Below are 21,284 nucleotides of genomic sequence, written 5' to 3'. Positions count from 1 at the left end.
TTTTGCCCTGATATTTAAACTTAATCAGTCACTTTTAAAAAATCCATAAATAAATCTAATGCCTGCTTACGGTGGCTGATCTTATTTTTATCTGCAGGATCCATTTCTGCAAAGGTTCTTTCATATCCTTCAGGAACAAAAATCGGATCATATCCGAATCCTTTAAAGCCTTTATTTTCTGTGAGTAAATTTCCGTGAACCCTGCCTTCAAAATATTGGGCCCCGTTTTCATCATAGTAGCACAGAACTGTCACAAAATAAGCTTTCCTGTTTTCAATGCCCTGCATTTCTTCCAGTACTTTTTCAATATTTTTTGCAAAGTCATGATCTCCGGCATAACGGGCAGAGAAAATCCCAGGTCTTCCATCCAAAGACTCTACAACCAGACCGCTGTCATCCCCCAAACTTGGAATGCCTGTTTTTTCAAAGCAATATTTGGCCTTGATCAGGGCATTGGCATGGAAAGAATCTCCATCTTCCACAATTTCTTCGTGAATATTGTAATCGGTAAGACTTTTCACAACGCACCCATTCCCCAGGATCTGCTGTATTTCTTCTTTTTTATGTTCGTTGTGGGTAGCTACTAATAATTCCATTTCTATATTCATTTTCAATTTTACTTTTTTAATCAGGTTACCTACATTTCAGCATAATGCACTTTATACTTTTTCATAAAAAGATAATAGAATAAAGAAAAAAGTACAATTCCTGCAGCCAATACAAGCCATTCTGAAATATGAAGGACCTTCGCAAAACTCTCATCTTTACCGTATAGTACCAGTAAAGACAGGGTTAAATTATTAAATGCATGCAGCAGTATCGGCAACAGCAAAGATTTTGTTTTATGATATACCAATCCCAGCACACAGCCCAGCATTACTGCACTGATAAACTGCCATGGATTTCCGTGAACAACTCCAAAAATAACAGAGGCATACAAAATGGCTCTCCAGGGCTTCACTCCTTTGTTGATCAATCCTTTCTGAATAATTCCCCTGAATATAATTTCTTCAAAAACCGGAGCCATAATTACCGTCATAATAATCATTACAACGGGATTATCAGTTAATTGACTCATCAACTGAGTAAAATATTCATAAAAGTCCCCGAAAAACGGCCCTGTTGTAGGAATCTGAGCGGCAACAAACTCAGAAATAAACATCATCCCGGCCATCATTGGGAAAATAAGAAGGTATGTGGAAAAATTAACCGATGATAAGTTAAAGTTAAGCCTCTTTTGGGTGGTACGTCTTACGATGAGAAAGTCAAAAAAAACAATTGCAGTAAGGAATCCCACGGAATTCGCCACCATCAGAAACCAGTCTTTTAGTTCAATATTTTCCCTGAAAACAACTTTCCAAAAAGTGCTGAATAAGGAAACAGCCATTGTTCCTACGAATAATCCAACCACCAAAACAACACCGCCAATCCATGTAAAAGTAAACTTCGGATATTTGCTATTTTCCATCCTTTATCTGTAAAAGTTTATCAGAAACAAAGATAATTTTTTTGACTGCCACAGGCAACTAAAAAAGGATTTTCTTATTTTCGTTCCTTTATCCATGAACATCACAAAATGCAAACAGAATTTCCATTCCAAAGAATTGAGTCTACCACCAACAGGTGGATGACTGTTGTCCTGAATGCTCTTTTCTTTGTGATCTTTATTCCTTTCGCTTTGCTTTTCGTTTTGGGTCCTGTTTACGGAATTTATAAAAGAGGATTTGAAGCCATGCTGTACCCTACCCTGATCGGCTGGGGACTTTCATTACTGATTCTGATTCCTGTTATCCGTTATTATATCATCAAAAGAAAAAAATAGCCTGCAAAATTGTGATTGATGAAACCGGGCTTTCATTTTATAATTCACAAAATAAAATTGTGGATCAGATCCTTTATACAGATCTCCGGCCTTCAAAACGGGATTTTGATATTTACAAGATAAATCCGTTAGGATCAGGAATCGCTCCTTTACTGGAAGTAACAATCTTATCAGAGAAAAAGAAGAAACAACAAGACGTATTGATATGAATCTTCCTTTAAAAGTGGTAAAAAACAAATCTGCTTTGTATGCTCATTTTCTGCACGGCATTGTTGCTTTCCGCCCTGATTTAAAGGTAGATCCTCTCGTTTTCCGCAGCTATTCTATTGATACCGAAACCTGGAAAGTGAACCGCAAAGGGATTTCTTTGGGAGCCTGGCTTTTATTTCTGGCAGCACTCATAATTACGGCACTTATATGCGGGCTCGTTTTTTTGTTAACTGAAACCAAGAATTAATATGATTGAAAAATTTCAGGCCATAGAATCCAAAATCAATATACCCATTACTTCTTTTCTCATGGGAATTCTCTGGATCGCTGTCATTCTGATTATGGTGGTAATCGGGGTTGTTTTTAATCTTATTTATAATAATTTCAGACCACACATAGAAAATGACCTTGGTATGTCTGTCACGATTCTCATTGCCCTGCTTCTACTTATGTTCTGCTGCATCGCTTTGATCGTGGCTTTAACTTACAGAAAAAAACAAAAGATCCGAAAAGCCATTGTGGATGAAAAAGGAGTAACATTCTACAACCACCGTAATATAATTATTGAGACTATATTATATCATGAACTTCAGCCAGCTCAGCACTCATCCACCGATGTACACGTTTTCAACACCCAGACCGTAAAATACGGCAAAACGACATTGCAGGTCTACTTAAAAAATAAAGCTGGAAATTATGCCTTCAACGGTAGATTTTAATTTTAATTTAGTAATTCTACGCAACCAATATCAGCTTTACCGTCATTTTCTTAAAGGTATTCAACACTTTCGTCCGGATCTGAGAATAAGCCAACAAACAATTGATCAGTACAACCTTAGCTCAGAACCGCAAAAAACAGAATTTGGAATATTTGAATACATCATGTCTGCAGTTTTTATACTGATTGCTGCCGGATTGGTTTATGTCTTTATATTGCTGATCAAAATGTTTGCCTGATAAGTAGCGTTGACGCAAAGCCAATTACTGATGAGCTTATAGCCATATCTTTCATTCTCAAATGCGGTTATCCTTCTATTCTTCTGCGTTATGAATATTGTCTTCATTTAAATTTGAAAACCTCGTAAAAAATCACGATTTTTGCAACTTCAAAATACGATATGTCAGACTTAATCAAAGAAATACAAAAAAGAAAAACCTTCGGGATCATTTCCCACCCGGATGCCGGAAAAACAACCCTTACAGAAAAGTTACTTCTTTTCGGGGTGCTATTCAGGAAGCGGGTGCGGTAAAATCCAACAAAATAAAAAAAGGAGCCACCTCCGACTTTATGGAAATCGAAAGACAGAGAGGGATCTCCGTAGCAACTTCCGTATTGGCTTTTGAATACAGAGACCATAAAATCAACATTCTTGATACTCCGGGTCACAAAGATTTTGCTGAGGATACCTACAGAACATTAACTGCTGTAGATTCCGTGATCGTTGTTATTGACGTTGCAAAAGGGGTTGAGGAACAGACCGAAAAACTGGTACAGGTTTGCAGAATGAGAAACATTCCGATGCTTGTTTTCATTAATAAACTTGACCGTGAGGGTAAAGATGCCTTCGATCTTCTGGATGAAGTAGAACAGAAATTAGGATTAACAGTTTGTCCGCTTTCTCTTCCCATCGGTATGGGAAGTGATTTCCAGGGAATTTATAACATCTGGGAAAACAATATTCAGTTATTCCTGGAAGAGAAAAACAGAAGGTTGGTGATTCCATTAAGTTTGATGATATCAACGATACTTCTATTGACGAGGTTATCGGTGAAAAAGCGGCTAACACTTTAAGAGAAGAGCTGGACCTGATCCAGTCTGTATATCCCGAATTCAATCGCGATGATTATATGAGAGGTGATCTTCAGCCTGTATTTTTCGGTTCGGCTTTGAATAACTTTGGTGTCCGTGAATTATTGGATGCTTTCATTGATATTGCTCCGATGCCACAGCCAAAAGAAAGTGATACCCGTCTGGTAAAACCGGAAGAAAACACTTTCACAGGGTTCGTTTTCAAAATCCATGCGAACATGGACCCTAAGCACAGAGACAGACTTGCTTTTGTAAAGATCGTTTCCGGTACTTTTAAAAGAAATGAAAACTATTTACTGGTAAGAGAAGGTAAAAAAATGAAATTCTCCTCCCTAACGCATTCTTTGCAGATAAAAAAGAAGTGGTGGAAGAAAGTTTCCTGGTGATATTGTTGGTTTACATGATACGGGAAGTTTCAGAATCGGAGATACACTGACGGGTGGAGAAAAATTAAACTTCAAAGGTATTCCAAGCTTCTCTCCTGAACATTTCCGTTATATCAACAACAATGATCCGTTAAAAGCCAAGCAGTTGGCAAAAGGTATTGATCAGCTGATGGACGAGGGAGTTGCACAGCTGTTTACCCTTGAAATGAACGGAAGAAAGATCATCGGAACAGTGGGAGCCCTTCAGTACGAGGTTATTCAGTACCGTCTTGAACATGAATATGGTGCCAAATGTACTTATGAACCATTATCCATGCATAAAGCATGCTGGGTAGAAGCTGATGAAAAGTCTGAAGAGTTCAAGGAATTCGCAAGATTAAAGCAGAGATTCCTGGCAAGAGACAAATACAATCAACTGGTATTCCTTGCTGACTCTTCTTTCACCATTCACATGACACAGGAGAAGTTCCCGAATGTGAAACTGCACTTCATCAGTGAGTTTAGAGATATTAAATAAGGCAAAAGGTAAAATCGCAAAAAGGCGAAATTGTTTCAATATAGATCCGCAGAGAATTTCTGCGGATTTTTTCTTACTGTAGAATCATTTTGATAAAGGATGTGATTTTTAATATACCCGGATTCATGCGGAATGACAAAGTATGGACAAAAGTCAGCATTCTGTATGTCATTCCATAGGAATCTAATCCATGAACAATAAAGCTTTGCGATTAAATAATTCTTTAGAGAATATAAATCCTGTTGTTACACTCCTAAAACACAGAAAAATATTTTGTAAATCTTTTGTAAAACAAATACAAAACACTGAAAATATAACAGTTATAATTTTACCAGCGGAATACAGCCTATTTACAACTGTTACAAGAACTTCACTTCTAATTTTACTTCATCAAAAAATTAATCTTATGAAAAAGTTCATATTACTCGTTGCTGTATCAGGCACTTTCATTATGTGTAAAAAAGGAGAAGCTGCTCAGGATAAGATCACTGAAGCAATCCACACAGCTGACAGCGCTGCGGCGGTGGCTACGGAAACTGTTGACAATGTCAGCAAAACAGCAGATAAGGCTCTCGATTCTGCCAGTATCAAAATAAAAGATTTTGAAAATACCAGAAATGACATCCGGCAAAAAATAGAAAACACTTCCAAAATGGTAGATTCGTTATCTGAGAAAATAGCTTCTGCAAAACTGGAATCAAAAGTCGGAAAACCAGATTCTGCAGAAAAGAAATCTGAAAAAATTGCTGTAAAAGCCCCTGCTCCGAAGGTTATTAAAGAAACCAAAATCATTTACAAAGAAAAGCCAAAAAATGACAGCTATGAACTGAATATACCGAAAGATAAGATGGTAAAATCAGGGTATCTTGCCATAAAAGCAGAAAATGCAGAAACGGTAAAGGAAATCATCAGGGAAGAAGCCTATAGAAACAATGCTTACATCAAAAATGAAAATCTTTCTTATGAAGAATCTGCCAACCCGCACGGAGAAGATCAGAAAATTTACAGCCTTGATATTAAAGTTCCTATCCGCCACTTCGACGGTTTAATGAATGCTATCAGCAACAATATCGGGGATATTGACACAAAAGATATCCAGGTTTCGGGAAGCCAGTATGCAGATAATACCATCTGTACGATCAATGTCAGGATCAGTGATCAGTCCAAAGCAGCAAAAGAACCGGAAACTTTTGGTGGAAAATCATTAGCTGCCATTGAATCAGGGTGGAATGTTATTACTTCCATATTCCTGTTTATCCTGCCGTTATGGCCTTTATTTCTTATTGCCGGTATTGGATATTATTTTTATAAAAAGAAGAATAAAAACACCGCTGGCAATGGCTCTCATTAGATTTTTAATTTTTTTAATGAGATTTGGAACTGATGTTCGATTCTTATGGTTAATTTTATCAAATATTCAACGGAAGTATTGTTTATTAGAAAAATTACTACTAACTTTAAGTATAATCAAAGTGAATGAATCTTCGATACAGACGAAGTTCTCAATAAAACGGAAATTTTAATTTCATATATTAATATTTTGTGATTTGGTGTAAAAGTAAGGCTCTCAATATGAGAGCCTTATTTGTTTTATTTCATATTCACTACTTTATCAACGATAAATTTTGTATTTCCTCTCCACGGAAGAGCCCCGTTGTACTCTTTATAATGCAGATCAAAGGTTTTACCGCTATTGGTTTCCAGTTGTTTGAAAACTTCAGGATCATCTACAGAAAACTCAAACTCATAGCTTGTAATGGTTCCTGTTTTTCCCCTTCCAAAACCTTCCTGAATCAGTTTTCCTTCATAGGTTTTAAAGATATAGCCTTTTTTCATGGCATAATTCAGGTATCCGGATTTTACTCCTTCCCCGAAAACGAAATAATACTTATACCATACAAATACTCCCAGTAACAGCAGTACAACACCGAGGGTGATCCACAAAGATTTTTTCATAGTAGTGTGTTTATAAAATGTTATTTTGCGATGCTTCTTGAGATCACAATTTTCTGGATTTCAGAAGTTCCTTCATAGATCTGAGTGATTTTTGCATCTCTCATTAATCTTTCTACGTGATATTCTTTCACGTATCCGTATCCACCGTGGATCTGTACTGCTTCAATAGTAGTATCCATTGCTACCTGAGAAGCGTATAGTTTTGCCATAGCTCCGCTTTCAGAAATATCTTTTCCCGCATCTTTTTCACAAGCTGCCTTGAAGCATAACATTCTTGCTGCAGTGATCTGAGTAGCCATATCTGCCAGTTTGAACGCGATAGCCTGGTGGTTGATGATCTCAGTTTTGAAGGCTTTTCTTGTTTTAGCATATTTCAGTGCCAGTTCGTAAGCTCCTGAAGCAATACCCAAAGCCTGGGAAGCAATACCGATTCTTCCTCCGTTCAGTACAGCCATTGCAAAGTTGAACCCGAATCCGTCTTCACCGATTCTGTTCTCTTTTGGAACTTTTACGTTATTAAAGATCAAAGAATGTGTATCACTTCCTCTGATTCCTAATTTGTCTTCTTTTGGTCCGATTTCAAAACCTTCCCACCCTCTTTCTACGATGAAAGCATTGATTCCTTTATGCTTTTTCTCAGGATCTGTCTGTGCAATGACAATATAATAGGTAGCTGTACCACCGTTTGTGATCCAGTTTTTGATACCATTTAAAAGATAGTAATCTCCTTTGTCTTCAGCAGTTGTTTTCTGAGAAGTTGCATCAGAACCTGCTTCCGGCTCAGATAATGCAAAGGCTCCGATTACCCGCCCGCTCGCCAGTGGAGTAAGATATTTTACTTTTTGCTCTTCAGAAGCAAATTTTTCAAGACCGGCACAAACCAATGAATTGTTTACAGACATTACAACAGCTGCAGAAGCATCCACTTTTGCAATTTCCTCCATGGCAAGCACGTAAGAAACGCTGTCCATACCCGCACCTCCGTATTTTGGATCTACCATCATTCCTAAAAGCCCCATTTCTCCCATTTTCTTCACCTGTTCTGCAGGGAATTTCTGGTCACGGTCTCTTTCAATCACTCCAGGTAAAAGTTCGTTCTGTGCAAAGTCTCTTGCTGCCTGCTGAATCATCAGCTGTTCTTCCGATAAATTAAAGTCCATAAAAAATAATTAGATAGCCGTAAATTTACACTTTTTAAGCAAATCTGAAAAAATAAATTAAAAGCAGGAAAAAGGCACAGAAAAACCAATTTTTGAGAGGTTTAAGGATCTGAGCTACCTGTTTCGGGATTCAAAAAATAAGATCTCAGATTGAAACTGAAATATCACAGGAATTGTGGAGTTATATAAAAGACCAATCGAAAGGATAAACCTCCCATTGAGCCTACCAGAGCTGTTTTTGATGAAAATTATTATGGTAAGCATTTAACTAATTTCTAATTATTGGCTTCAGATGTTTTCAATTAAAAAAAATGCTTATATTTAAATTTCTTTATAAATTATGTAAAAAATCATGACGATCAAGAGATTATTCGATATTCCGCACTATGCCTTAGAAAAATATCCTAAAACGGATATGTTTGTAACGAAGTATCATGGTGAATGGAAAAAAACTTCTACGCAGGAGTTTATTAATGAGGGAAATAAGATATCCAGAGGGTTACTGAAGCTGGGCATAAAGCCTGGTGACAAGATCGCTTTGATTACTACAAATTCCCGCACAGAATGGGCAATTATGGATTTCGGGCTCTCTCAGATCGGGGTTGTTTCAGTACCGGTTTATCCGAGTATTTCTCCGGAGGATTATGAATTCATCTTTAATAATGCAGAAATTCAGTACTGTTTTGTTTCTGATAAGGAGCTGTTGAATAAGGTCATGAAAGTAAAACACAACATCCCGAGCTTACAGGGAATTTTTACTTTTGATAACATCAGTGGCGCGGCCAACTGGAGAGAGATTCTGGATCTGGGTAAGGATGAATCTACACAAATTGAAGTGGATGATCTTTCCAATGCGATCAATACGGAAGATCTTGCAACCATCATCTATACTTCCGGAACTACAGGAAGACCTAAAGGGGTAATGCTTACCCATAATAATATTGTTTCAAACATCCTGGGAGCCATTCCGAGGATTCCCAAAAGAGAAGTTTTGATTACAAAGAAGCCAGGGCACTAAGCTTCCTTCCTATCTGTCATATTTTTGAAAGAATGCTGTTCTATCTTTATCAGTACAACGGTTTTTCCCTTTATTTCGCGGAAAGCATTGAAAAAATGGGTGAAAACGTAAAAGAAGTTAAGCCGCATTACATGACTGTAGTACCAAGACTGGTAGAAAAAGTATATGATAAAATTTACAATACAGGATCTTCTGCCGGAGGACTGAAATCAAAAATCTTCTTCTGGGCACTGAACCTAATCAGTAAAAGAAAACCATTTCAAAACCATCCGGACTTCAGGAAATTATAGCCGATAAACTTGTATTTTCCAAATGGAGAGAAGGTTTAGGCGGTGAAATTGTGACTTTGGTTTCAGGATCCGCAGCATTGTCCACAAGACTCAATTTAATGTTCCAGAATGCAGGAATTCCTATTCTGGAGGGGTATGGTTTAACAGAAACTTCTCCGGTAATTTCTGTAAACAGCTTTGAAAAGATGAAGGTGGGAACCGTAGGGATTCCATTGGATAATTTAAAGGTAAAAATACAGGAAGACGGGGAAATTACCGTTAAAGGCCCATCTGTATTCAAAGGATATTTCCAGAATGAAGAAATGACCAGAGAAGCCTTCACAGAGGATGGATACTTCAAAACCGGCGATATCGGACATATAGACAGTGACGGATTTTTACAGATTACCGACCGTAAGAAAGAAATGTTCAAGACTTCAGGCGGAAAATATATTGCTCCCCAGACTATTGAAAATTTAGCAAAAGCTTCTAAATTCATTGAGCAGATTATGGTAGTAGGTGATGGTGAAAAAATGCCATGTGCTTTGGTACAGCCTGATTTCGAATTTGCAAAAAGCTGGGCCATGAGAAACAACCTGAATATCGGCTCTACACCGGAAGAGATTGCGAAAAGTCCTGAACTGAAGCAAAGAATTGAAAAAGAAATAGAAGGCATCAATGAACACCTTGGAAACTGGGAGAAAATCAAAAAAATTGAGCTTACCCCTGAAGTATGGAGCATTGAAAGCGGACTGCTTACTCCAACGTTAAAACTGAAAAGAAAAGCAGTAAAAGAGAAGTTTATTGCTTTGTACAATAAGATGTATGATCATCATGATTAAAAATCATCAACCGCTTCATTTTGAAGCGGTTTTTTTATAGGTTTTGGCTGAAGCCAATGGAGAATATCTTATTTTTGATTAAACGGGCTAAAGCCCGTTCCTACTGACTCCCATCATTCAGTTTTTTAATCAATTACAACACTATCACTGTCATTCGCAGGAATCCATGCTATGTTTAGATCAATTCATTCAGATAAAAAAAGCTGTTTCATTTCTGAAACAGCTTTTGTATGTTATAAAATCAATAACTAAAATTTAATTACAGATTTCATTTTTTCGTTTTCTTCCATTACCAACTCGTCATCAACAAGGATTTTCCCGGAGTGCTCATCAATGATGATTTTCTTTCTCTGAGCAATTTCCATCTGCTTTTGAGGAGGAATCGTGAAGAAAGATCCTTTTGGAGCTCCTCTTTCCAATCCTACTACAGCAAGACCGTTGATAGAGTTTGTTCTGATTCTGTTGTAAGAAGCCAGTAATCTCTCATCGATTTTAGCTGCGAATTCTTTAGACTGCTCCAGAAGATATTCTTCTTCTTTCTGTGTTTCAGAGATCAGGCCATCCAATTCTTCTTTTTGAATTTCAAGTGGCTTTTCAAATCGTCGATCTTAGCATTCAGTTCGCTTAAAGTTTCGTTTTTGTGAGCAATTTTAGCTCCGAATTCTTTAATTCTTTTTTCAGCAAGCTGAATTTCCAGATCCTGGAATTCTATTTCCTTCCCTAATGCTTCAAACTCTTTATTGTTTCTTACATTATCCTGCTGAGATTTGTATTTCTCAATTAAAGTTTTAGCATGGTTAATCACTTCATGCTTTGTTTTGATCTGATCTTCCTGATCTTTGATATCTGCATGAAATTTTTCAGCTCTTTTTTCAAGACCTTCAATCTCGATTTCAAGATCTTCAACTTCAATTGGCAATTCTCCTCTAGTATTTCGGATTTCATCCAATCTTGAATCAATGATCTGTAAATCGTATAAAGCTCTTAATTTTTCTTCAACTGAAATATCGTTGGTTTTTGCCATATTTAAATGAAATAATTTACTGGGTTTGTTTTTTCAATAGATTTTGAAATTGCAAATGTACTAAATTTTTGTGATAAAATTTCAAATAATTGTTGAGTAACAAATTGTTCAGATTCATAATGTCCTATATCACAGATCAGCATTTTAGACTCTGCCAGAAAATAGTCATGGTATTTAAGATCTCCGGTAAGGTAAGCATCACATTTTTTGGCGGCTGCAGATCGTATTCCACTGGCTCCCGAGCCACCCAGAACCCCTACTCTTTTGATTTTTTTATTATTGAAAGCCGAATGTTTTATGACTTCAAGGCCAAACTTTTCTTTCACAAATCCAAGGAAATCTTTTTCATCCATTTCTTCTTCCAAGTCTCCGTACATTCCCAGTCCGGCATAATGATTTTTATTGTCCAGACTGTATATCTGGTGAGCCACTTCCTCGTAAGGGTGCGCCGCTTTCATCGCTCCTACAATCTGGCCCTGTTTAAAGCTTTCAAAAATTACAGAGATCATGTCTTCATCCGCATTTTCACGAATTCCCTGCTGTCCGGAAAACGGATCTGATCCTTCCACCGGTCTGAATGTCCCGTTACCGTTCACTGTAAAACTGCATTCGTCATAAAACCCGATATTGCCTGCACCGGCTGAGAACATGGCTTCTTTTACTTTTCCTGAATATTCTTTGGGTACAAAGACCGTTAATTGTTTTAAATTATTTTCTTTTGGCTGAAGGATTTTCACATTCTTCAGTCCCAGCTGGCTGCAGATTCCATGGTTTACCCCAAAGAAATCATTATCAAATGCGGTATGAACGGCATAAATCGCCACTTTATTTTCAATAGCCTTTAAAACAGCTCTTTCCACATAGTTTTTTCCTGTTAAGGATTTTAATCCGGAAAATATAATAGGATGAAAACATACAATCAGATTACAGTTTCTTGCAACCGCCTCATCTACCACATTCTCCAGTGCATCATGGCATACCAGAATTCCGGATACATCGCGGTCATAAACACCACACAGCAATCCTACATTATCAAAATCTTCTGCCTGTCTGATCCTTATTTCCTCTTCTATCTTTGCAATTACAGTTTTTAGTTTCATTACTTTATATTTTACGGTTGCAGCGAAGATATTAATTTTACTAAAAATCCGGAAAATTTTCTGCAGCAATAAAAAAACCGGCTTTCATCGGCCGGTTTCATTTTGATATTAAAAGAATAAAAAAGGCTGTTAATCTTTGAAAAGCGATACTCTGGTAAAGGATTCTATTACTACACCGCAGTTTATATCAGACTCCATAAAAAGCTGGTAGCCTCTGCCCGGATCAAGACTCGCAGGGTCTGCAATGGTATAGAAATAAAAGGTAAGAATGTTACCTGTTCCACTAGAACCGCTTGGAACCAGCTGGATAGAGTTAATTTCAAAACCGGAATCAGGATTTTTAAAAGTAGCTTTTATTGATCCTGATGAATTGGACCCTGGAGTAATTGTAGCAATGGCTCGCCAGATATGTACTTGCCCGTAAATTTCATTTTCCCTCCATTTACCGGTAGCCGAGACATAAATATTACTTGTAACTCCCGGAAATGGAACCGTTGTTTCCGGCCAGCTTGTAGTAGGGCTTGGCGCAAAGACCAGCGGTGTGGCATAAAGCACCTGTTGTCTCGGGCCATAGCCGCTTCCTGCTGCACTTAAACTGAATGAGGGTTTTACATTTGCGTTTCCAGAATTTATTTTAACGACACCGTCGTTACCAGCCTGAGAAGATGTGGGAACAAAAAGCTGTCTCCAGAGGGTACCATCCCAATACTGGAAGTTATTCGTTGTCGTATTAAAAATAAGGGTTCCTGCAGTAAGGTTAGCATTTACAACACCTGCAGGAGGTACTGTGGAAGCATTATTATCAGCCAGGTAAGTATCCCGGTCGGTATCGGTAAGACGAGGAATAAGAATTCCTTTCTGGTTGGAAACTATATCCAGTACTGAAGCACCATTCGGCGCGGTAGTATTAATCCCAACCTGACCATACATAAAACTGCTTATCAAAAACAGCATAAACAAGGTTAAAATTTTTCTCATGATATAAAGCTTTTGTAGAATAAAATTACAAACTTGACATATAAAAATGTTAAAAAAAACATTTTTATATGTCATATTTTATTCGTATTTTACTAAATATAACACATTGAAAAACATGTAATTAAGTATAAATAATTCACTTTTTAATGACAGAAAATTCATTAACATTTGCAGGATTCTTTTAACAATCATATATTTACCCTATACTTTGCAGAAATTATTAACTTCGCTGTGAAATAACCCTATAGAAATGGAAAGAGAACATAATCTTGTTCCTGAGGATAAACTTTGGAAAAGATACCTTTACAGGATAATTTATCGCTCCGATACAAAGCTTGGAAAACTCTTCGACATCATATTATTATCTTTAATTCTTGTAAGTACTGCCATTATTATGATGGAAAGCGTGCCTAAGCTTGATAAAAGATTCCATTATACCTTTCTGATCCTTGAATGGGTAATCTCGATTTTTTTACTGTTGAATATTCTATGCGGATTGCTGTAGTAAAAAATAAACGTAATTATATATTCAGTTTTTTCGGAATTATAGACTTCCTTGCCCTTGTACCTTTTTACCTCAGCTTTTTCTTCCCTGTCACCAAATATTTCCTGATCTTCAGAATGCTGAGAATGCTGAGGATATTCAGGATTTTCAATTTGCTGGATTTTATGAATGACGGTTACTTAATTGTAAGGGCTTTAAAGAACAGTTCGAGAAAAATTTACATATTCCTTCTGTTTCTGATCATTTTCTCCGTTATTGTGGGTTCGCTTATGTTTATGGTGGAAGGCGGAAGAGAAGGCTTTGAAACGATACCGCAATCCATCTACTGGGCAGTGGTTACGGTAACCACCGTAGGATATGGTGATGTGTCTCCTATTACGCCTTTAGGAAAGTTTTTTGCAGTTGTTCTGATGCTTGCCGGTTATTCCATTATCGCAGTTCCTACCGGTATTGTAACAGCGGAAATGAGAAACAAAAGACAGAACCTGGAAATGGTATGTGAACGGTGTGGCAATGATGACATTGATGATGACGCAAGGTATTGCAAGAAATGTGGCAAGAAATTAGCTTAATATTTGATATAAGTAAAATATTCACCAAATACCACGAAATCATGGAACCGAAAAAGAAAAACAGACCCAATAGCCTAGTGATTATTCTTTTTGCACTGGTAGTGCTGATGATCATCATTTACTTTATCTTAGTAATGTTCTTCCCTACTGTTTTTGATCTTATGAATAAGGGAGATATACAGCCGGTGCCCAACAAATGACAAGTAATGGGTAATAAATAATTCATAATAGATGATCATCATGATAAAATAAAAAAGATGAGCGAAATAATTTCACTCATCTTTTTTGATCAATTAACATCTAAATAAATCATTTACCAATAAAAATGACGGGTCACATTGACCCGTCATTCTCTTTTTATTTAAATGATTAGTTACTTTTTAATTGCTTTAATGGTCTGCTTGGTCCCGTCCTTCATTTCAAGAGTTACCCAATAGACACCTTGCATTAAATCTTTTAAATGGATCGCAGATTCAGGGTTTGTCATAGTTTTCACCAATCTTCCTGCAGCATCTGTTACCGATATATTTTTTACATTCTTACTGTCAGAGATATTCAAAACATCTGTAAACGGATTAGGATAAACCTGGATTGTATTTTTTGCCACAGCAACTTCAGATGTTGCAAGGTTCGCATTGTTAATACTAATATCATCAATATACAGATAATACTGGTCAGAATCTGAATAGGCATTAAATCCAAAGAAATACACGCCTGTTACAGGAACTGTAAATGTCACAGACTCCGTATGGGCAACTCCATCATTGATTGAAGGATAATCTGCTACAGAACCTGTCATCGCTGCTGCATCCGGTGAAGTTCCATAGGCTACTTTCAATTTTTCAACATAGGTTGATGAGTTATTACCATACTTATAGCTGATGGTATACTGTACTCCTGCTGTTAAATTCAGTCCTTGTGTAAAGAACCAGGTATTGGCAGCGCTGGAAGAGTTATAATGATATTTCAATACATTAGTCGTGAATCCCTGGCTGTCAGAAGGTGGATCTGACGTTTCCCAATTATTTCCTGTTCCCGCATTAACATTCGTTGTACAGCCCGGAAGCGCCGGAACAGTAACATTTTCAAAATCTACAGTATAAGGAAGGCCGGAGCTTGAACATAATGTTGTAAATGAAGCCGACTCACTCCATACACTTTTACTGGTGGCACTGCATGCGGATCTTACCCATACATAATAAGCAGTAGAAGCTGTTAAGCTAGGAATATTATAGGTAGTCGCAGTAATTCCTGTGAAATTAGGTGTACTTGTTGATGTAGGTGCTGTATTGGTTGTACTGTAATAGATATCATATCCGTTCGCAGGGACGGGAGTTGCTCCTGTCCAGGAAACTGTAGCTCCAGCTGCACTAAGATTGGAAATGACTAATGCGCTAGGTTCACTACAAGCCGGTGCCACATCTATATTGATATCATCCACATATAATTTATTCATATTAGCATCAGAATAGGCCTGGAACCCAAAATAATAGACTCCTGTAGAAGCTGGTGTGAAATTTACAAAAGCACTTGTTGCCGCACTGGTGACAATATTCGGGTAATCTGCCAATGTATTGGTCATTCCTGCACCTGTAGCGGAAGTGCCGTAAGCTACTTTTAACTTTTCAGCGTACACAACTCCTTCTGCATTTGCATATTTATATTTTATCCTGTAGGTAACTCCAGCGGTAAGGTTAATTCCATTCGTGAAGAACCATGTATCAGCACTATTGGCATAGTCATAAGAATACTTAAGTACATTTCCTGTAAATCCTTGTGCATCCAGGTCATCTGTTTCCCACATGTTTCCTGAGCCGTCATTAACCACTGAGGTACAGTTCGGCAGGTCAGGAGGAGTTATACTTTCGAAATTCAGGGTATATGGTACTCCTACTGCAACGCAGGATGTCATAAATGTAGCCATTTGAGACCACGTACTTTTATCTGTAGCAGTACATACAGAACGTACCCATACATAATAAGTAGTTGCCGGTGCAAGTGAAGGCAGATTGGCAGTCAGTCCGGTGCTTGTTCCGGAAGCTACGGTAGTAGCAGGAGGATAGGTACTGGAAGTTGAATAGTAATATTCATAACCAATGCCCGGAGCAGAAGACGGAGCTGTCCATCCAATCTGGGCTGAATTCGCCGTTACGGCAGAAACAGTTACGGCAGAAGGAGCAAAACAGGTTGGAACCGCGCCAATTACTACTGTATAATCATGGGCTTCTCCATATCCATCCATATTACAAGGAATAGGATCACTCGAATAACGGTCACCTACCCTCATTCTGTAAGTACCGGGAGTAACGGTGGAAGGAATCGCTATAAGTCCCGAAGTAATATTGTTTCCACCTACAAAAGTACTGCTTGCAGAAGCTACAAGCTCCGGAGCTGCATCATCAAAAGTTCCGTCATTATTAAAATCTATCCAGATGCGTACATTCTGATCACTGTAATTATGTTTAACGCTAAAATCATAACTCAAACCTGCATTCAGGTTGATTGTCATAGAAGTGTAATCCCCGTATGCATCCGTAGAGCATCCTGTATTCGAATGATCAAATCCGGCACCCGGAATTTTAAAAGAATCTATCATGTCCCCTCCATCACAGCCACTGGCAAACTGAGGTATACAGTAAGTTTGGGCGGAGGATAAAAAGCCGGCTATAAAAAAACCAACAAGTAAAAAGTTTCTCATATAAAACAGTATTAGTTAATCAAATCTAGTGAAAATCAGTAATAAAAAAATAATTTATTCATAATATGACAACAAATACAAATTTCCCTTCAACAAAAGACAATTCCACCTATAAAAAAAGACTGCCCAGTTTGAGCAGTCCTTTTTTCATATCATTTAAAAGTCACTTATCTTTTAATTGCTTTAATTGTTTGCTTAGATCCGTCTTTCATATTTAAAACAACCAGATATAATCCTTCTTTCAGATCTCTCAACTGAAGTTCAGAAGATGGTTTTTCAATTGTCTTAATCAATCTTCCGGAAACATCAACAATTGAAACGGACTGTACCTTAGAAACATCAGAAATTGTTAATGTATCAGTAAACGGATTCGGATATACATTAATATTATTCTCTTTCACAGCAGTTTCAGAGGTTCCCAAATTAGGATTTTGTTTTATTTCAACATTATCTAAAAGAACATCATCATAGAAGTATCCGTTACCATTTACATTTTTATTTACAGTAAACCTTACCTGAATAGTAGCCCCGATATAGGAAGCAGCTAAAGGAACAGCAACTGTTCTCCATTGATTCAGGTTTGTATTATCACTAAAGATCACTACCCAGCCATTTCCATCATTCACCTCTACAGTAAGTTTATTGTTGTCATAAGTAGATGGAGAAACCGTAGTAGATGTTGATGTTGAATGATTTTTAAACCAGTCAAAAGAAACAAGTGGTGCAGTTAATCCTGCCAGATTCACAGAAGGAGTAACCAATTGTACTGTATTGACTCCTGCTCCGCTATATGGTGAACTTGCATCTACCCAGGCATAAGTACCTGCCGGTTTTCCATTGTTAGCTGTATTGGCACCATAATCTGCTGATCCTGAGAATTTCCAGAAAAGATTCGCATCAGTAGTAGTTGCCGTAGGATTTACATTATTCCAGCAGCTTGGAGCAACTCCCGCATCAAAGTTTTGAGAGAAAGGAGCTGTTACTGCGTTACAAAGTGTAGTAAAAGCAGTTGCCGGAGAAGTCCAGACACTCTTGTCAGAAGCGCTGCATACAGATCTCACCCAAACATAATAGGTTGTAGAAGCCGATAAGCCGGATAAAGGCACTGAAGCTGTAGTACTGGTTCCCGAAGCAGTTGTAGAAGCTGTAGGAGCAGTATTGCTTGTAGAATAATAATATTCATATCCATTTCCAGGAGCTACAGCAGGAGCAGTCCAAGAAACAGTTGCGCCACCGTTTGTAACAGCAGAAACAGTAACACCTGATGGCTCTGAACAAGTAGGGGTAACATCTATATAAATATCATCAACATAAATCTGGTTCATATCCGCAGCAGAATAAGCCTGGAATCCGAAATAATAAACTCCCGTTGCACCTGGTGTAAAGTCTACGAAAGCACTTGTGGCAGTTCCACCGGTAATATTAGGGTAATCAGCTAAAGTATTTGTCATCGCTGCACCTGTAGCTGAAGATCCGTAAGCAACTTTTAATTTTTCAGGATACTGTGTTGTTCCTGTTGAATTTGCATATTTATATTTGATTCTGTAGCTAACTCCGGCTGTAAGGTTCAGCCCTTGTGTAAAGAACCACGTATTAGCAGCATTACTGCTGTTGTATGAGTAGTTAAGTACTTTTCCTGTAAAGCCAGTTGGTCCGGTCGCTGTTTTCCATAGATTTCCAGAACCATTATTAACAACTGTTGTACAGATAGGTAAAGCAGGCGTCGTAACATTTTCAAAGTCTAAAGTATAGGGTAAGTTGGTAGAATTACATATTGTCTGGAAAGACCTTACCGTACATGCTGTAGCCGGCCCTGTAATATTAGCTGTATATGCAGTAACAGAGTAATAATAAGCTGTTGAAAAATTTAAAGGAGAAGTGAAAGTATAAGATGTATTAGCTCCACCAGCAATATCCGTATCTAAAATATCATTTCCTCCTGAAGTTGTTCCGACTTTTAACTTGTAGCCTGTAGCTCCATTTACAGCATTCCATGTTATTGTAGGGGTTACACTTACTCCTGTAGCACTGGATGCCGGAGCGGTAACGGTAGGACAAAGACCTAATGTTGTAAAGTTGGCTGAACTTGACCATACTCCTTTATCTGTTCCGTTACAATTTCCTCTCACCCAATAATAATACTGAGTTGAAGGCGTCAGACCGGATAAATCTGCGGTTGTTATTCCGGCACCTACAGAACCTGAAGGAGTAGCCGTTGAAACAGGTGTTGTGGAAGATGTAGAATAATAATATTCATATCCGTTACCTGGCGGCGTTGTTGAAGCAGTCCAGCTTATCGTTGCAGTTTCAGGAGTTAAAGCAGAAGACGAAAGACCAGTAACTGTACTTGCACAGTTGGCCAATGTTGTAAAAGATCCTGCAGAAGCATAACCGCTTCCTGTTCCTGCAGCATTTGGAATATGAGAGTAAACAGATTGCACCGAACCATTTAAAGCCTGCACCTGTACCTGATAAGTTGTATTCTGAGCCAGCCCTGTAATTGTGGCAGAAGTAGCAGAAACCGGATTACCAACGAAGTCAGTCCAGTCACAGCTTCCCACCGCTCTGTACTGAACATTGTAAGCCGTTGCACCTGTTGGAGCGGTCCAGTTGATTGTCGCGGCATTATTAGCAATTGCAGTTGCAGCAGCAAAAGTTCTCACTGGCGCCTGCGTGCCTGGAGTCCATTTATACTGCAGTCCGGCCGGAATTTTAACACTTGCATTGGTTGTACTGGAGAAAAGCATAGTGCTGCTATTAGCACTACCGGTAACAGCTTTAGACCAATCACAGGTAGTACCGGAAGGTACATTTCCAATCATCAGAGAGTTTACATTGGAAGCGTAGGTAGTACTATTTCCTCTTATTCCTACCTGAGGTGTACTGTTGGAAGTACTGGTTCCAGGATCTGTACAGTTTCCATATATGATTTTGATTTCTCCGGTAGCATACACAAGACGGATCTGAAAATTCAACCTTTCAGTAGATCTGTTGCTGTAATTGGCATGATCCTGCCACTGTACAACAAACTCAGTTCCCAGATCCTCATATCTTACTTCATGATTTCCGGGTGGCTGTGTTGTATCTGATGATGAAAAACCACCATCCTGCCCAAAGGCTGAAATAGCTCCTGTTGTTGAGCCCAGAGATGATAAAGGAGTATAATTTGTCCCTGAAGGCGCAGCTCCAAAGGCTATAAATCCATTAGCACTCACATAACATGTAGTCATGGCAACACCTCCAAAATTAAAAGGGGAAGAAAGAGGGATTGCCGCAGATACGTCATTATCATAAGTTGTATTATTTCCTACCGGAAATAATTTTGTCCCTCCCGTAATTGAGGTGTAAGTCACCCCCGTACTTTTAGAAAAAGTATAGTTGGCAACGTTGGTTTGTGCATAGACTCCCATACTTAAAGAAGCCAGACACGAAAGTAGTAATTTCTTCATAAATATAGTAATAATAAAAGTTAGGGCGGTAAATGTATAAATATTAATTTAAATTTTAAATAAAACAATAAAAAATATCATAAAATTTTAAATAAAAACAAATAAAAAGAACATAAAGACACAATAAAATCAAACGTTTATTTAATTTTGATATTTATTTCGCAATATGTTGAAAAATAACAAATAATTGACAATCAATATTTTAATTACCATACTATTAAAATAGACTTCAGAAAATTTTTCTAATTAACATAAAAACACGTTAATTTTTTTTCATAAACACCCTCAATATGCAAAAAAAGAGTGACCTAAGCCACTCTTTTATATTCATATTTTATTTATTTTCTAATTCAAATAAAACTCATATTTATTCAATAACTGAATTTCTTTAATCAGATCTCCGTTCAGATCAACTGAATGTTTCATAGACTGCACTTCGATATGGGAATCATCTTCAAGGTTTTTAATAAAGAACTTCAGTTTTTGATTTCCTTTATTCCTATCCAGAACTGTCCTGAAAAAATCAAGGTCTTCAGGTCTTACATCCATTACATCCATCACAAGCGATATACTTTTTGCAAATCTTTCGAATGCTTCCTGAAGCTCTATAACGTCAACTACATTAACAAAGACTCTTCCGTCTTTCACCTGGGCAAATTTTATTTTAAAAATAACAAATCTCTGAACTTCCAGTTTTTCCTTCAGTCTCATATAATCCCTGTCTCCCAACCTGAATGAATATGACCCGGAATAGTCTTCCAGCGTAACAAAAGCCACTTTCTCACCACTTCTGAAACCATCCTGAACTCTGTATTCCGTAATAAGGCCGGCTACAGTATACTCTTTTCCTCCGCCGCCATTTTCTCTTTCTTTCTGAAGGGTTTTCCAGTCTTTCTTTTTCTCTTCAAACAATTCCTCCTGCTTGTTGGCAAAAGCCTGCTCTTTGTAAGCATCCACCTCATCGAGAT

General features: G+C 37.7%; 15 protein-coding genes and 4 pseudogenes. 9 read left to right on the top strand and 10 right to left on the bottom strand.

Annotated elements, in window-relative coordinates:
• Nucleotides 1-20: 20 nt before the first annotated feature.
• The gene (rdgB, locus tag OWR28_RS26185) at nt 21-596 is read right to left on the bottom strand and encodes an RdgB/HAM1 family non-canonical purine NTP pyrophosphatase (RefSeq protein ID WP_376746461.1); all 576 of its coding nucleotides are present in this window, start codon (nt 594-596) and stop codon (nt 21-23) included.
• 41 nt (nt 597-637) lie between these two features.
• A complete protein-coding gene (locus OWR28_RS26180) occupies nt 638-1,468 on the bottom strand; it encodes a CPBP family intramembrane glutamic endopeptidase (protein ID WP_332389135.1) in 831 nt (276 codons plus the stop codon).
• A 108-nt stretch (nt 1,469-1,576) separates the two neighbouring features.
• On the opposite strand from OWR28_RS26180, the gene OWR28_RS26175 reads away from it, so the two are divergent.
• From OWR28_RS26175 to OWR28_RS26150, 6 genes and pseudogenes are all read left to right on the top strand, one after another.
• Nucleotides 1,577-1,822, top strand: a complete 246-nt coding sequence (locus tag OWR28_RS26175) for a hypothetical protein (RefSeq protein ID WP_332389134.1) — start codon at nt 1,577-1,579, stop codon at nt 1,820-1,822.
• A gap of 11 nt (nt 1,823-1,833) precedes the next feature.
• Nucleotides 1,834-2,031, top strand: a complete 198-nt coding sequence (locus OWR28_RS26170) for a hypothetical protein (RefSeq protein ID WP_332389133.1) — start codon at nt 1,834-1,836, stop codon at nt 2,029-2,031.
• Nucleotides 2,028-2,279, top strand: coding sequence for a hypothetical protein (locus OWR28_RS26165; protein ID WP_332389132.1), 252 nt, complete (start codon nt 2,028-2,030; stop codon nt 2,277-2,279). Before OWR28_RS26170 ends, OWR28_RS26165 begins: the two co-directional genes overlap by 4 nt.
• A 1-nt stretch (nt 2,280) precedes the next feature.
• The gene (locus OWR28_RS26160) at nt 2,281-2,751 is read left to right on the top strand and encodes a hypothetical protein (RefSeq protein WP_332389131.1); all 471 of its coding nucleotides are present in this window, start codon (nt 2,281-2,283) and stop codon (nt 2,749-2,751) included.
• Between the two features lie 399 nt (nt 2,752-3,150).
• Nucleotides 3,151-4,745 (top strand): annotated as a pseudogene (locus OWR28_RS26155) (peptide chain release factor 3).
• A gap of 406 nt (nt 4,746-5,151) precedes the next feature.
• Entirely contained in the window at nt 5,152-6,096 is a 945-nt protein-coding gene (locus OWR28_RS26150) for a hypothetical protein (RefSeq protein WP_332389130.1), read from the top strand.
• A gap of 239 nt (nt 6,097-6,335) precedes the next feature.
• On the opposite strand, the gene OWR28_RS26145 is transcribed toward OWR28_RS26150, so the two are convergent.
• Both OWR28_RS26145 and OWR28_RS26140 read right to left on the bottom strand, forming a co-directional pair.
• Nucleotides 6,336-6,701: a hypothetical protein gene (locus OWR28_RS26145; protein ID WP_002980711.1), complete on the bottom strand. Its 366-nt coding sequence runs from the start codon at nt 6,699-6,701 to the stop codon at nt 6,336-6,338.
• Between the two features lie 20 nt (nt 6,702-6,721).
• Complete coding sequence (locus OWR28_RS26140) at nt 6,722-7,861, bottom strand: acyl-CoA dehydrogenase (protein ID WP_332389129.1); 1,140 nt, start codon at nt 7,859-7,861, stop codon at nt 6,722-6,724.
• Between the two features lie 352 nt (nt 7,862-8,213).
• Here OWR28_RS26140 and OWR28_RS26135 point away from each other — a divergent pair.
• Nucleotides 8,214-9,990: pseudogene (locus OWR28_RS26135) on the top strand (AMP-dependent synthetase/ligase).
• Nucleotides 9,991-10,238: 248 nt separating this feature from the next.
• Here the strand turns inward: OWR28_RS26135 and OWR28_RS26130 are convergent.
• The 3 genes and pseudogenes from OWR28_RS26130 to OWR28_RS26120 all read right to left on the bottom strand — a co-directional run bounded on the left by OWR28_RS26130 (nt 10,239) and on the right by OWR28_RS26120 (nt 13,092).
• A pseudogene (locus OWR28_RS26130) lies at nt 10,239-11,014 on the bottom strand (zinc ribbon domain-containing protein).
• A gap of 2 nt (nt 11,015-11,016) precedes the next feature.
• Complete coding sequence (locus OWR28_RS26125) at nt 11,017-12,114, bottom strand: Nif3-like dinuclear metal center hexameric protein (RefSeq protein WP_332389128.1); 1,098 nt, start codon at nt 12,112-12,114, stop codon at nt 11,017-11,019.
• Nucleotides 12,115-12,243: 129 nt separating this feature from the next.
• A complete protein-coding gene (locus OWR28_RS26120; RefSeq protein WP_332389127.1) occupies nt 12,244-13,092 on the bottom strand; it encodes a phage tail-like protein in 849 nt (282 codons plus the stop codon).
• Between the two features lie 250 nt (nt 13,093-13,342).
• Between OWR28_RS26120 and OWR28_RS26115 the strand changes: the two are divergent.
• Nucleotides 13,343-14,169 (top strand): annotated as a pseudogene (locus OWR28_RS26115) (ion transporter).
• Nucleotides 14,148-14,369 carry a hypothetical protein gene (locus tag OWR28_RS26110; RefSeq protein ID WP_332389126.1) on the top strand — a complete coding sequence of 74 codons (222 nt, stop codon included), beginning with the start codon at nt 14,148-14,150 and terminating at the stop codon, nt 14,367-14,369. The pseudogene OWR28_RS26115 and the gene OWR28_RS26110 overlap by 22 nt, the downstream one beginning before the upstream one ends.
• A 173-nt stretch (nt 14,370-14,542) precedes the next feature.
• On the opposite strand, the gene OWR28_RS26105 is transcribed toward OWR28_RS26110, so the two are convergent.
• From OWR28_RS26105 to OWR28_RS27450, 3 genes are all read right to left on the bottom strand, one after another.
• A complete protein-coding gene (locus tag OWR28_RS26105) occupies nt 14,543-16,765 on the bottom strand; it encodes a GEVED domain-containing protein (RefSeq protein ID WP_332389125.1) in 2,223 nt (740 codons plus the stop codon).
• Nucleotides 16,766-17,034: 269 nt separating this feature from the next.
• The gene (locus OWR28_RS26100) at nt 17,035-20,316 is read right to left on the bottom strand and encodes a fibronectin type III domain-containing protein (protein ID WP_332389124.1); all 3,282 of its coding nucleotides are present in this window, start codon (nt 20,314-20,316) and stop codon (nt 17,035-17,037) included.
• Between the two features lie 345 nt (nt 20,317-20,661).
• Nucleotides 20,662-21,273: a hypothetical protein gene (locus tag OWR28_RS27450; protein ID WP_494168543.1), complete on the bottom strand. Its 612-nt coding sequence runs from the start codon at nt 21,271-21,273 to the stop codon at nt 20,662-20,664.
• Nucleotides 21,274-21,284: the final 11 nt, after the last annotated feature.

This window comes from Chryseobacterium sp. 1B4 (genome assembly GCF_036631475.1).
In the GTDB taxonomy this organism is placed as follows: domain Bacteria; phylum Bacteroidota; class Bacteroidia; order Flavobacteriales; family Weeksellaceae; genus Chryseobacterium.
This window is presented reverse-complemented; position numbering and strand designations above follow the sequence as displayed.